At 39.8% G+C, this 14,458-nt stretch carries 6 protein-coding genes; 5 read left to right on the top strand and 1 reads right to left on the bottom strand.

Annotation, left to right across the window (positions count from 1 at the left end):
- Positions 1-138: 138 nt before the first annotated feature.
- Positions 139-1,728 (bottom strand): peptide chain release factor 3, encoded by a 1,590-nt coding sequence (locus tag IL355_RS19020; RefSeq protein WP_192463688.1) that lies wholly within the window; start codon positions 1,726-1,728, stop codon positions 139-141.
- A 386-nt stretch (positions 1,729-2,114) separates the two neighbouring features.
- Here IL355_RS19020 and IL355_RS19025 point away from each other — a divergent pair, with 386 nt between their 5' ends.
- From IL355_RS19025 to IL355_RS19045, 5 genes are all read left to right on the top strand, one after another.
- Positions 2,115-5,204 (top strand): gliding motility-associated C-terminal domain-containing protein, encoded by a 3,090-nt coding sequence (locus IL355_RS19025; protein WP_192463689.1) that lies wholly within the window; start codon positions 2,115-2,117, stop codon positions 5,202-5,204.
- Between the two features lie 14 nt (positions 5,205-5,218).
- Positions 5,219-6,178 carry a PorP/SprF family type IX secretion system membrane protein gene (locus IL355_RS19030; RefSeq protein WP_192463690.1) on the top strand — a complete coding sequence of 320 codons (960 nt, stop codon included), beginning with the start codon at positions 5,219-5,221 and terminating at the stop codon, positions 6,176-6,178.
- 14 nt (positions 6,179-6,192) lie between these two features.
- On the top strand, positions 6,193-8,145 hold the full coding sequence (locus IL355_RS19035; RefSeq protein ID WP_192463691.1) for an OmpA family protein: 1,953 nt from the start codon (positions 6,193-6,195) through the stop codon (positions 8,143-8,145).
- A 233-nt stretch (positions 8,146-8,378) separates the two neighbouring features.
- Positions 8,379-12,857, top strand: a complete 4,479-nt coding sequence (locus IL355_RS19040; protein ID WP_192463692.1) for a Calx-beta domain-containing protein — start codon at positions 8,379-8,381, stop codon at positions 12,855-12,857.
- Between the two features lie 505 nt (positions 12,858-13,362).
- Positions 13,363-14,458, top strand: a 1,096-nt coding sequence (locus tag IL355_RS19045; RefSeq protein ID WP_192463693.1) for an autotransporter outer membrane beta-barrel domain-containing protein, incomplete at its 3' end; no start/stop codon positions are given.

Raw genomic sequence — 14,458 nt, forward strand, 5'->3', positions numbered from 1 at the left:
AAAGACCGCACTTGAGCCTCAATATGAAAACACCTAACTTTATACACAACAAAAAACCAGAGAAGCTAGCTTCTCTGGTTTGATATTGATTATTTAAAAACTGTCAACCTATTTTAGGACGACTCAAAAATATTTGACTTAATCAAATTCCGAAACAAAATGGAATTTAACCGTTGGATATTTTTGTTGGGTCATTTGTAGCGAAAATTGAGAATCTGCCAAAAACACTAATTGGTCTTTCTTATCCTTTGCCAAAAACTTTTGTTTAACTCTCTTAAATTCTTTGAATTCCTCGTTTTTGGGGTCTTCAGGTTCTATCCAACATGCCTTATGAACCGGAAAGTTCTCATAACTACACTTGGCACCGTATTCGTGTTCTAAGCGGTACTGAATTACTTCAAACTGCAAGGCTCCAACGGTTCCTATTACTTTTCGACCGTTCATCTCCAAAGTAAACAACTGGGCAACCCCTTCATCCATAAGTTGGTCAATGCCTTTATATAGCTGTTTTGACTTCATGGGATCCGCATTGTTGATATATCGGAAATGCTCCGGGGAAAAGCTGGGTATTCCTTTGTAATGGAGTTCCTCTCCTTCGGTCAACGTATCCCCAATTTTAAAATTTCCCGTGTCATGTAAACCTACAATATCACCAGGATAGGAAATATCAACAATTTCTTTCTTTTCGGCAAAAAATGCATTGGGACTGGAAAATTTCAAATTTTTGTTCTGCCTTACATGAAGATACGGCTTGTTCCTTTCAAATGTTCCGGAAACAATCTTTACAAACGCTAAACGGTCACGGTGTTTGGGATCCATATTCGCATGGATTTTGAAAACAAAGCCCGTCATGTCCTTTTCTGAGGCCTCTACCACACGTTCTTCAGCTTTTTTAGCTCTTGGAGCGGGTGCAATTTCAATGAAGCAATCCAATAGCTCACGAACACCAAAGTTGTTAAGGGCAGAACCAAAGAAAACGGGCTGTTGTGCTCCTTTTAAATAGCTTTCTTTGTCAAAATCTGGATAAACCCCATTTACCAACTCTAAATTATCACGTAATGTTTCCGCGGCTTTATTACCAATTATATTCTCTAATTCAGGACTGGATACATCATCAAAAGCAATGGTTTCCTCAATGTTTTTTTTGCTATCACCACTAAATAAATTGATGTTTTTCTCATAAATATTGTAGATACCTTTAAAATCATATCCCATTCCAATGGGAAAACTTAAAGGTGTAACGGAAAGACCAAGTTTCTGCTCCAATTCATCTAGAAGGTCAAACTCATCTTTACCTTCACGGTCCAGCTTGTTTATAAAAACGATCATTGGTATGTTCCGCATTCGGCAAACCTCCACCAGTTTTTCCGTTTGTTCCTCAACACCCTTTGCAACGTCCACTACCACTATAACACTATCCACTGCCGTGAGTGTTCTAAAGGTGTCTTCTGCAAAATCCTTATGTCCAGGAGTATCAAGAATGTTTATTTTTTTGTCCTTATAAATAAATGCAAGAACAGAAGTGGCAACGGAAATACCACGTTGTCTTTCTATTTCCATGAAGTCACTGGTGGCAGATTTTTTAATCTTGTTATTCTTAACGGCACCAGCTTCCTGAATTGCGCCACCAAAAAGAAGAAGCTTTTCCGTTAGGGTAGTCTTACCTGCATCTGGATGCGATATAATACCAAAAGTTCTCCTTTTTTGAATTTGCTCTTTAAAGTTCATGAGAAAAAATTTGGGCAAAAATACTACTTAAAATACAAACAGTGGATGAATGAATCAGGTACTTTCCAATTGAAAAATGCCTTTATTTTTAATTGATTCAATTTATGTATTTACTACCAGAACTTGGATTGAACTTATCAAATATTGCATAAACGGCGAGCTTTTTGTCGATTTTATGGGGACTTTGTAGAATAAACCCAAACCCTATCCTTTCCTTTTATCGATAAAAATAGTTTCTAGAACAGAAAGTTAAAGGGTGGCGGCCAAAAACATTTGTTGATCTAATTTTTAGATATATCTTGCATCGAAATTACTTGAAGTTCCCAAACTTCTTACCTACATAATCTGCTGGCCATGGTGCTTAGTTTAATTGAAACTAAACATTTATGGAAAAAATTACCCCATGCGTTCTATTCTCAAAAACGAATAAACGTACTTATTTAAATCTTACGCTTTCTTTTCTTTTGGCTGTACTTTCTTTTACGGATGCAGAGGCAAAAAACCTAAATGCTACAAAAGAAAAAAGTAAAACTGAATCGGTAAGTTCTAATCTATCTAACGATACCAGTTATGACGGATGTCCTCTGTTGGCTACACGAGAGTTACGAACTACAGATTTTGGTTTTGCCGATGGTGTTACTGATGGTAGCTTAAACGCGTCCAATGTTGATTTAAGTTCAAATTGGGGTTTGCCTGCAGGAAGCATATTGGTAACTGTAGAAGGTGCCAGTTCTAAAAGTACCCTACAGCTTTTTGAAGTGAATCAAAATCTTCCCGCTACCTTTCGTTTTTCTGGTTCCGTACCTGTTATGATCGTTGCCGAGCATTCCGCAAGGGTAGATTCAAATCATAGGGACGGTATTAGGGCTTTGGATGGAACAACTTATGTGCAAACCGCACCTCTACCAGCCGGTATAATTTCTGGTCAGTCCGGTAATGAATACTATGTAGAAAATACAACCGCCTCTCCAATTTATGGCCCCAATAGGTTTTCATGGGAATCCCAGACGCCGGTAACGGATATTGAATTTTATACAACGTCCAGTTTTCCCATCAACGGTATTCGTGTTTGGGTAACCCCAATTGTGTGTGTTGATACAGATGGGGATGGGGTAAATGATAATGTAGATTTAGATGATGACAATGATGGTATTCTAGATACCGTGGAAGACCCAAATATTGATGGAGATAATGACCCATTGACCAATCCATTGGATTCGGACGGTGATGGTTTCCCTAATCATTTGGATATTGACTCAGACAATGATGGAATTCCAGACAACGTAGAAGGTCAGCCTACAAACGGTTACATTCCGCCTAATAATGATGACGCGCAAACCTATTTAGATAATGATGGGGTAAATTCCGCCTATCCGTCAGGAATCACTCCCGAAAATACGGACAGCGATAATCTAGAGGATTATTTAGATGCCGATAGCGATAATGATACCGTTCCGGATAACAATGAGGGCAATGACTTTAATTTTGATGGTCTCCCTAATCAAGTAGCAACCGGCTTGGATTCTGATGAGGACGGTCTGGACGATGCATTTGAAGGTGCGGACGTAAATGACGGATTTGATGTAAACGACGAAATTGATGATCCCGCCAATGATTTGCCGGATACGGATGGTACAGGAGATGTAAACTATAGGGATTATGATGATGACGGTGACGGAATTGATACCCCGGACGAAGATGCCAATGGAGATGGAAATCCAACCAATGATGATACAGATGGTGATGGAACTCCAGATTATTTAGACCCTAATGATGACAATGATAAAGATACGGATGGTGACGGTGTTCCTGATTCAGTAGATTTGGATGATGATAATGATGGTATTCTTGACACGGTGGAAGATCCTAATTTAGATGGGGACAATGATCCATTGACCAATCCTCTGGATACAGATGGGGATGGATATCCTAATCATCTGGATATAGACTCGGACAACGATGGAATTCCGGATAATGTGGAAGCCCAAACAACGGACGGCTATATCGCACCAAATGAAGATGATGAAGCTACCTATCTTGAAAATGACGGTTTAAATTCGGCTTATCCTGAGGGGTTAAATCCTGTAAATACTGATGGGGAAGATACGCAAGACTATATTGACCTGGATAGTGACAATGACTCAGTTCCGGATAATAATGAAGGCAATGATTTTAATTTTGACGGAATTCCGGACCAAGAATATACGGGTATAGATACGGACGGTGATGGTCTTGATGACGGATACGAAGGTGCAGATGTAAATGACGGCTTTGATGTAAATGATGAAATTAACGATCCTGCCAATGATTTACCGGATACTGATGGTACTGAAGATGTTAACTATCGTGATTTTGACGATGATGGTGATGGCATTGATACCCCGGACGAAGATGGCGATGGCGATGGCGACCCTACCAACGATGATACGGATGAAGATGGTACACCTGATTATTTGGACCCGGACAGCAGCCCTAATCCGGATACGGACACAGATGGTGATGGGGTACCGGATAGCGTTGACTTAGATGATGATAATGATGGAATTTTAGATACCGTGGAAGACCCTAATTGGGACGGTGATAATAATCCAAATACGGAGCCTTGGGATACGGATGAGGATGGGTATCCAGATCATTTGGATATTGACTCTGATAATGATGGTATTCCAGACAATGTGGAAGCACAGACAACTGATGGCTATATTGCGCCAAACAATGATGATGAAGCTACCTATGCCGAAAACAATGGGGTAAATTCAGCCTATCCAAACGGTTTAACTCCTGTAAATACTGATGGTGCGGATACGGAAGACTACAGGGATCTGGACAGTGATAATGATATGGTGCCAGATAATAACGAAGGCAACGATTTTAACTTTGACGGTATTCCTGATCAAGAATTTTTAGGAGAGGATTCGGACGGAGATGGATTGGATGATGGTTATGAAGGGAGCGATATCTATGACGGGTTTGATGTAAACGATGAGATAGATGACCCCGCTAACGATTTACCGGATACTGATGGTACGGAAGATGTAAATTACCGTGATCTTGATGATGATGGTGATGGTATTGATACGCCTAATGAAGATTTGAATAATGATGGGGACCCTACAAATGATGATGGTGATAATGACGGTATACCTTCTTATCTAGACCCAACGGAAACAACGGAAATTGTAGTAATGCAGATGGTAACTCCAAATGGGGATGGTAAGAATGAATTCCTATGGATTGAAAATGTAGATAAGGCCTTGAACAATTCGTTGAAGATTTTTAACAGATGGGGTGTAGAAGTTTATGCTGGCGAAGACTATAACAATCAAAACAATGTTTTTGATGGCCGTTCAAAAGGAAGAAGTACGGTAAGTGTTGGAGACTACCTACCCGCGGGAGTATATTTTTATATCTTTGATTACAACACTGTAGATAATAGAAATGTAACAGACAGAGGTTACATATATATTAGCAAATAATCCAGTAAGGACCTATGACAATTAACAAGAGTCTTTTAGCTTCTCTATTTTTATTATTGATTTTTTGGAGTGAAGGAACTGCTCAGCAAGATGCGCAGTATACGCAATACATGTTCAATACCATGAGCGTAAACCCTGCCTATGCTGGATCAAGGGGACAACTAAGCGCTGCTGCTCTTTACCGTTCTCAATGGGTAGGGGTAGACGGGGCACCGGAAACTTTTACTCTAAACCTGCACTCTCCAATTAGGAATAGCAGGGTAGGATATGGCTTATCTGTGGTAAATGACAAAATAGGGGAAGGAACCATTCAAGAAACCTATATTGATGCTCTTGTATCGTATACTATTGATGTATCCTTAAAGGGGAAAATGTCTTTTGGCCTAAAATTGGGAGGTAATATGCTCAATTTAGACTTTGAACAATTAAGACAACGTCCGGGATTTGAAGAAGCTACCAGCACCGATAATATAGAGAACAAATTTTCGCCCAATTTTGGCTTAGGGCTCTATTATCATACGGATAAATTTTATGCAGGTCTTTCCGCACCCAACCTTTTGGAGACCGAACATTTTGATGACGGTTCAACTGATGCCAATGACGTGGATTTTCTTTCTCAGGACAGAATTAATTTCTATTTAATTACGGGTTATGTTTTTGATTTGAATGACAATCTGAAATTTAAACCTGCACTTTTAAGTAAAATGGTGAGTGGGGCACCCTTACAGTTAGATGTTTCCGCCAATTTCCTCTTTGCCGAAAAGTTCTCATTAGGTGCTGCCTACCGTTGGGATGCGGCTGTGAGTGGCCTGGCAGGTTTTCAGATTACGGATCAAATTTTATTGGGCTTGGCGTATGATGCAGAAACTACTTCTTTAGGAGATACTCAATTCAATAGCGGGTCTTTTGAGATCTTTTTAAGATGGGAATTGGTTAAATCATTTGAAAAATTAGTATCCCCACGTTTCTTCTAAATAGATACTTTACCATGATTAAAAAAATACAAATAGTAATCGTATTGTTTCTCTTGGGGGCGACGACCCACGGCTATGGCCAAGAAAAACCGGATCGTTTGGTTACCAAGGCAAATGAAAAGTATGAAGAATATTCCTTTAGACCGGCAATCGATATCTATGAAAAAGTATTGCAACGGGGATACGCATCCGCAGACTTACTAAAAAAGCTGGGTAACGCATACTATTTTAATGCAGATTACTCTAAAGCTGCCAGTACGTATGAGAAATTGGTCAATGATTATAAGGAAGAAACAAGCCCTGAGTATTATTTTAGGTATGCCCAAACCTTAAAAACACTTCAGCAATATGATAAGTCCAATGAAGTGATGTCCCAGTTTTTGGAGGCAACAGGAGAGGACGTAAGGGCATCTACCTTCAATCAAGAACGTAATTACCTAAATGAGATAAAAAAGAATTCGGGTAGATTTAATGTGGCTCCGTTTAGGTATAATTCACCCTATTCAGATTTTGCCCCTACCTTTTACAAGGAAGGTTTGATTTTTTCATCCGATAGGGACACAGGTAACTTTGCAAGATACCGCCACACATGGAATTCCAAGGATTTCTTGGATTTGTACAAGGTAAATGCAGATAGTATCTCCAACAATTTAGTTGTAAAATTAGGAGACCATGTAAATACAAGGTTGCATGAATCTACCTCTGCTACCACAAAAGATGCTTCCGTTCTTTATTTCACGAGAAATAACTATAAAGAGGGGAAATATGTGAAGGATGGTAAAGGTATTGTTCGTTTAAAGGTCTATAGGGCAACCAAAAATGATGAAGGCTTGTGGTCCAATATCGAGTCCCTACCTTTTAATAGCGATGATTATTCAGTGGCACACCCGGCGTTAAGTCCCGATGAAAAAACATTGTATTTTGCTTCGGATATGCCTGGTACTCTGGGGGAATCGGATATTTTCAAAGTATCCATCAATGGGGATGGAACCTTTGGGATACCAATTAATTTAGGTAGCACCATAAATACGGAAGCTAGGGAAACATTTCCATTTGTAACTTCGGAAGAGGTACTATATTTCTCATCGGATGGTCACCCTGGTCTTGGTGGTTTGGACATTTTCGCTACTAAAATATCAGAAAATAAATGGGATGGTATTGTCATGAATGTGGGTGAACCTGTAAATGGTAGAATGGATGACTTTACCTTTATTTTCAATGAAGACACTCGTGAGGGATATTTTGCATCCAATCGTTCTGAGGGCCTTGGGGCAGATGATATTTATTCATTCGTAGAAACAAAACCCTTGGTTCTAGACTGTAGACAGCCAATAAATGGAATTGTGAGGGATAAGATTTCCAATGAGGTATTGGTAGGTGCCACGGTTAAGGTAATTGATGAAAACAATACCGAAATTCTATCCGCCATTACAGATCAGGATGGTAAGTATGAACTATTGGTAGATTGCAATCAAGGGAATTTTATTAGGGCAAGTACAGAAGGTTATATTCCTGCGGAGGAGTATTTGGGAAAATCGGACGGTAACCCTAAAACCATTGATTTTTACTTGGAAAGAAACACGGTAAGTGCTGGCTTTGGTGATGATTTGGCAAAATTACTTCAACTAAGTACTATCTATTTTGATTTTGATAAGTACAATATTAGAAAGGATTCTGAAATTGAGGTGGAAAAAGTCATAGCCGCCATGGAGAAATACCCAAGTTTAAAAATTAAGGTCAATAGCCATACAGATAGTAGAGGTAAAGACTCTTACAATCTTTGGTTGTCTCAAAAAAGGGCAGAATCTACCATTAATTACATGATTAAAAAGGGAATTGCAAAAGAGCGGTTGCAAAGTGAAGGTTATGGGGAAACCAAATTACTCAATAACTGTGATGATGGTGTAAAATGTACGGAGGAGCAACATCAATTCAATAGACGCTCTGAGTTTATTATTACCGAGTAAAATCTTATTTATTTTTAAGTTCTGATGTAGGCGACCATTTGGTCGCCTTTTTCATAACTCCGTTTTTGGTCGATAAGCGGTTGTAAAAGAGACGGTTTTAACCAAAATTGAATTCAAAAACCGTCCTTACTTCAAAAATTTAGTAGTTCACAACAAAAATTTTACTGCTTCAATACCTCAGGATACTTTTGGGAATTAGGTATCTAGACCATTGGTCACCAACCTCTCAAAAGATGTATCGACGGATTTTTTTATTCTTATTCTTTGTCTTACTTGTTAGTGCAAAGAAAACGTTGTTGGCACAAGAAACCTATTTAGATAGGTTTAATAATGTCTCCTACGCTAATAATGACGGAACCCAAAATTTTAGTAGTAATTGGATTGAAACAGGTGATACTGATTCAGGACCTAATAATCAATATATTAGAATAACTGGAAATCGCTTAATGCTCTACTATTTATATTCAGAGACTATTAGAAGGTCGGTAGATTTAAATGGAGCCTCTGCTGCCATACTTACTTTTGATTGGCAAGCAATTAGTTTAGGGGGTACAAGAGAACTTTCAGTTGAGGTGTCAAGTAATGGTGGTGCAACCTACACAAGTATAGGTACGATTACTGGTAACAACACGACTGGAACTTTTAGCCAAGATATTTCCGCATTTATTTCTCCGACAACCACAGTTCGATTTAGAAAAAGCAATTTTAATTGGCGCAGTAACGATTATGCCTATATCGATAATTTTCAGATAGTAGCTACTTTTCCCGCTCCTATTCCTATTATAGAATCAAACGATATATCGGTAAACGAAGATGGTGGTAACGCTGTTTTTACGGTCACACACACCGGTACCAACGCAGCTGGGCCTTTTGCCGTAAACTATCAAGTTGTTGAGGGTACAGCAACAGAGGGAGCTGATTATTCCGCTACAAGTGGGGTTTTAAATTTTAATGGTAACGCCGGTGATACCGAAACAGTTACAGTGCCTATACTAGATGATGGTATTATTGAAAACCCTGAAGAATTCATTTTAGAATTTACCCTCGCTACGGACCCAACCGTAAATATAAACGATACAGCTACGGGTACTATAATTGATGATGATGCCTTGATTATGACCGATGGGCAATCCGTTACCACGTGCAGCGATACATTTTTTGATCCGGGAGGATTGTCTAATTACGGTAATAACCAAGATGTAACTTACACTATTTGTCCTGATACGGCCGATACTTACCTAAACATAAACTTCACAAGTTTTGAGGTGGTCTCGGGTGATGTGTTATATGTATACGATGGAAATTCTACGGGTGGAACCTTGATCGGCCAGTACGATAGTGCTAATATTCCTAGAAGTATCAATTCCAATGCGGCCAATGGCTGTTTAACTTTTCGATTTGTTTCTAATAACAACACTACGGGTGCTGGCTGGGAGGCTGAATTAAATTGTTTTCCAGAAGGGCCTATCATCGTTATTGACGATATTAGTTTTGATGAAGATGTGGGCAATGCGGTTTTTACAGTAAGGTCTACTAGGGCTGCCCATGGTAGAAATATATTTCTCTTCGGTTTTGTAGAGGAGCCTTTTACAGTAGATTTTCAAACAGTGGATGGAACGGCCACGGCAGGTTCAGATTATACAGCGTCTTCCGGTACTCTTACCTTTACAGGTGAACTGAACAATATACAGACCATTTCCGTCCCCATTTCTAACGATGGAATTCCTGAGTTGGCAGAAAGTTTTACCATTGAATTTACCGATGCCGAAGCAGATTACGCTCAAGTAAATTATAATGATATAGGTACTGGAACCATTAATTCCCAAATTTTGGCCAATGACCCTTTGACCCTATTTCAGGAATTTGATGGTTACTATGACTATTCAACCACCGGAGGTACTCTTAGAACCAGTCCAAATGGGGGAGACCCTTGTGCAATTACCACTACGTCTAGCAATAGTTTAGTTTCCCCTGTTCCCGCTACCGCCAGTGTAGAAAGGGCTTATCTATACTGGTCGCATTCCAGCACGGTTAGGGATGCAGATGTTACTTTTGAAGGACAGAGCGTTTCGGCTAACCTGCTGTATCAAACTTCATTAGGGAATAGGAATTTCTATGGATATGTAAGTGACGTAACGGCCATAGTACAGGGAATAACCAATCTGAGTTCCAATGTATTTGACTTTAGTGACCTTGATATAAACAATACAGGAGATTATTGCAGCACAAGTACTGTATTGGGCGGCTGGGCCCTAATGGTTTTCTATGAAGACCGTTCATTGCCTGCGGTAAATATTAACCTGTATCAAGGGTTTGATGGATTGAGCAATGAAGGCACTAGCTTCACGTTGGATTCCTTTTATGCGATTTCCGGAACAGGGGCCAAGGCTACCTTTTTGTCTTGGGAAGGAGACCCGGATTTAACGGGAGCGAGTTCTGGGTCAACAAACCCAGAGGAGCTATCGATTACAAATCAAAGAAATCAGAATAACATATTGTCAGGTGATGGAGGGCAACCAGGTAATAACTCGTATAACTCAACTATTTATGATAACACGGTAGGTCCCGTATATAATAATACGGCCACTTACGGATTGGATTTGGATACCTATGATATTTCTTCTTATATACAACCTGCCGATAGTGAAGTAACTGCCAATGTGGATGTTGGACAGGATTTTGTGATATCAGCCGCGGTAGTCTTAAAAGTGCCATCAAATCTTATTGCGGGTAGGGTATTTGAAGATGTCAATTACCCAGGTGGTTCAGGTCGGGATAGGGTTACGGCAAATGGAACGGGTATAACAGGAGCAGTTGTAGAGCTATTTGAAAGTAATGGTACGTTTATTCAAAGAAAAAATACTGCGGCAAATGGTAGTTATTCTTTTGGAGGTATGGCAGATGGGGATTACTTTATAAAGGTGGTTAGCTCAACCGTTAGATCTACTAGGGATAATGGTGCAAATTGCTCTTCTTGCTACCCAGTTCAAACCTTTAGGGCAGAACTGGCTACGGACGGTAACTACAATGAAATTAGTAATGAAGTAGGAGGTACAGATCCAGCTGCTTTTCAAGATGTGGCATTGGGTGTATTCAGTAATGCACAGAGTATTTCACCAGTTACAGTAGAGGGTAATGGGGTAGTAGATATCGATTTTGGGTTTAATTTTAATACTATTGTTAATACCAATGAATTCGGTCAGGGCTCATTAGAGCAGTTTATTCGAAATAGCAATACCCTAGGAGAAACAGGATTGGACATTGAGCCGAATGCTATTTTTGACCCATTAACTGGGGAAGACATGTCCATTTTTATGATTCCCCCAACGGGTGACCCTTTAGGTAGATCGGCAGATACTAATTACCAAGCAGCAGGTTATTTTGACATCCTTATTGACAATAGCAATACATTAACGGATGTTACCGGTACAAATACAGTCATAGATGGGAGAACACAAACGGCTTATTCCGGGGATTCCAATACGGGCGTATTAGGTTCGGGTGGTACTGGAGTTGGGGTTAGCAATGCTATTTTACCTAGTTATGAGCGTCCAGAGATTCAAATTCATAGAAATGGGGGCAATTTGATGGACTTGAACGGCACTAATGTTACGGTAAGAAACATGGCTGTTTATGCCAATAATAACGCGGCCATACGTGTAAGAGGTGGTAGTGCAACTATTTCAAACAACGTACTAGGCGTTAATGCTTTAGGGGCGCAATCAGGTAATATTGATTATGGTATAGAACAAACGGCCGGAACAGCTACAATTTCGTCCAATTATATTTCTAGAAATTCAGATGCTGGTATTTATATCAACGGAGGCTCAGGTAGCAACGTCAACCTAAACCATTTAATTTCAAATGGTACCACGGCCTGTAACGGCAATATTTTGGTAAATAATGGCAGTGGAATTAACATCTCTCGGAACTTAATGGAAAGTCCGGGTGCCGCCAATATTGAGATTTCCGGAGTAGACGGAGTAGTTTTAACTGATAATACGATTACTAGTGCGGGCCAAGATGGGGGTAATTGTGGTGCCTCCCTAAAGGCCATGGGTGTTTTGGTCGATGGCAACAATAATGATATCATTGAGAATAGAATTTATAGTAATGGGGAAGCCGGCGTTGTTGTGACAAATGGCACCAATAATACAATTAGTCAAAATTCCATTTTTGCGAATGGTACCATTAACCCCAGCTTGGGTATCGATTTAAATGCAGATGGAGTGACTTTAAATGATAATGGAGATGTAGATAGTGGCCCTAACGGTCTTTTAAACTTTCCGGTTATTTCTGGCGCTTACATAAGTGGTTCCTTTCTAATAGTTGAAGGCTGGAGTAGGCCCGGAGCTACCATAGAAGTGTTTTTAACGGATATCAGTGAAGGTACGGCCGCTAACGGTGACAATCAGATAGGCTTAACTACTGATTATGGGGAAGGACAACTTTATTTAGAAACTTTTATAGAAGGTAGTACCAATGATTTCAATACTCAAATTAATTCCTATTTGGATGAGGACGGAAATACGGACAATACCAACAAATTCAAATTTAGAATGCCCCTTCCTTCAGGTGCGGCTTTTGGAAAATTTGTGACTGCGACTGCAACGGTTTCCAATACTACTTCAGAATTCTCGCCTGAAAGTATTATTAGAGCGGACACCATTATTACCAACAGAAGAATTACGTACAGGGTCAAAAGAAATTAGACCCAATTTATAGTTGAACATTTCTCTTATCAAAATAGTTTTACTATAACGATTTCGTGAATTCGATAACTTGCTGCCCTTCTTTTTTTATCCGATTTTACTTACAGTTTATCTGCTCTAAACCATTGATATTCTTGGGCTAATCGATGAGTGAATTACATAAAACTTCATCTTTTCATCGCTTTACATTAGAAAATGGGTGTTACACAACAATTATTTTCAAGCGCGTGTCTTAAGGGTAATTTTGTAAAGTGCAATTATGCCTTTTTTACAACTTTGGCTTAATGCACGTCCCAAACATGAAAATTTAACCGAAAGTAATTAGGTGATACCTAAATGGCCAATGGATTTAGAAACATACATTTTCTACACTCTTACCCAAGTATTTCAATTACAAGTTACTCGGTTAAATCGTCAGTATAACGATTGTGAAACACGATTTTTAACTAACCATAGTTTGATCAAGTTACAACTTGAACCTACAATATAGAGTAAAGTAATGGTCATGAAGAAACTAATACTAGCATTATTGCTTTTTACCTCAATTGGGGCAGCTGCTCAAACAACGGTTACATTGGAAGACCAATGTAATTGTGAGGTATTAAGTGGAACGGATGTAACCGCTCCTGGAATGACAACACCTGTGGGTGCAGATGTGGGTGACGTTTATGTAAACACGGATACAGGAACTATTTATTTTTGGGATGGGGATTCCTGGGAACTAACTTCTTCCGATGACCAACAATTGCAGACCTTTACCTTTGACAATACGACCGGCGAACTTAGTCTAACTCTTGAAAATGGTGGTACGGCCAGTGTTCTTTTACCAACTGAAACTATTACAACCTTATCAAATACGTTACCAATAGGAAATGCTATTGGACAATATGAAAATGAAAATGGAGATGTTGTTGTTATAAATGAAACGATAACCAATATCTCAGATACTGGAGATGGCAACGTCACTTTTACCAATGAAGAAGGTAACAGCATCACCGTAGCCAAGTCGGACATTACGGATTTGGGTGGCGGACTTTACCAGTTCACCAACGGCGACGGTACGGACGTGACCATCGATACGAATGGCATGTCCATCAGCAACGTAATTGCGGGTAACCGAATTGCTACAGTGACCGAAGCCGATGGTACAACCACGGATGTAAACGAAACGATTACCGATATCACCGGCACTTCCAACAGCGGAAATGAAATCGGTGTCTACCAAAAGGAGGATGGTACCACAGTATCCATTCAGGAAAGTATTGTAAATATCACCGATAACGGTGACGGTAACGTGACCCTTGTCAACGAGGCCGGAAACAGCATCACCGTAGCCAAGTCGGACATTACGGATTTGGGTGGCGGACTTTACCAGTTCACCAACGGCGACGGTACGGACGTGACCATCGATACGAATGGCATGTCCATCAGCAACGTAATTGCGGGTAACCGAATTGCTACAGTGACCGAAGCCGATGGTACAACCACGGATGTAAACGAAACGATTACCGATATCACCGGCACTTCCAACAGCGGAAATGAAATCGGTGTCTACCAAAAGGAGGATGGTACCACAGTATCCATTCAGGAAAGTATTGTAA

Source organism: Euzebyella saccharophila (genome assembly GCF_014855495.1).
In the GTDB taxonomy this organism is placed as follows: domain Bacteria; phylum Bacteroidota; class Bacteroidia; order Flavobacteriales; family Flavobacteriaceae; genus Euzebyella; species Euzebyella saccharophila.

Coding starts and splice junctions, on each gene's coding strand:
- IL355_RS19035 (WP_192463691.1), top strand. CDS start 6,193: ATGATTAAAAAAATACAAATAGTAATCGTATTGTTTCTCTTGGGGGCG.
- IL355_RS19020 (WP_192463688.1), bottom strand. CDS start 1,728: ATGAACTTTAAAGAGCAAATTCAAAAAAGGAGAACTTTTGGTATTATA.
- IL355_RS19030 (WP_192463690.1), top strand. CDS start 5,219: ATGACAATTAACAAGAGTCTTTTAGCTTCTCTATTTTTATTATTGATT.
- IL355_RS19025 (WP_192463689.1), top strand. CDS start 2,115: ATGGAAAAAATTACCCCATGCGTTCTATTCTCAAAAACGAATAAACGT.
- IL355_RS19040 (WP_192463692.1), top strand. CDS start 8,379: ATGTATCGACGGATTTTTTTATTCTTATTCTTTGTCTTACTTGTTAGT.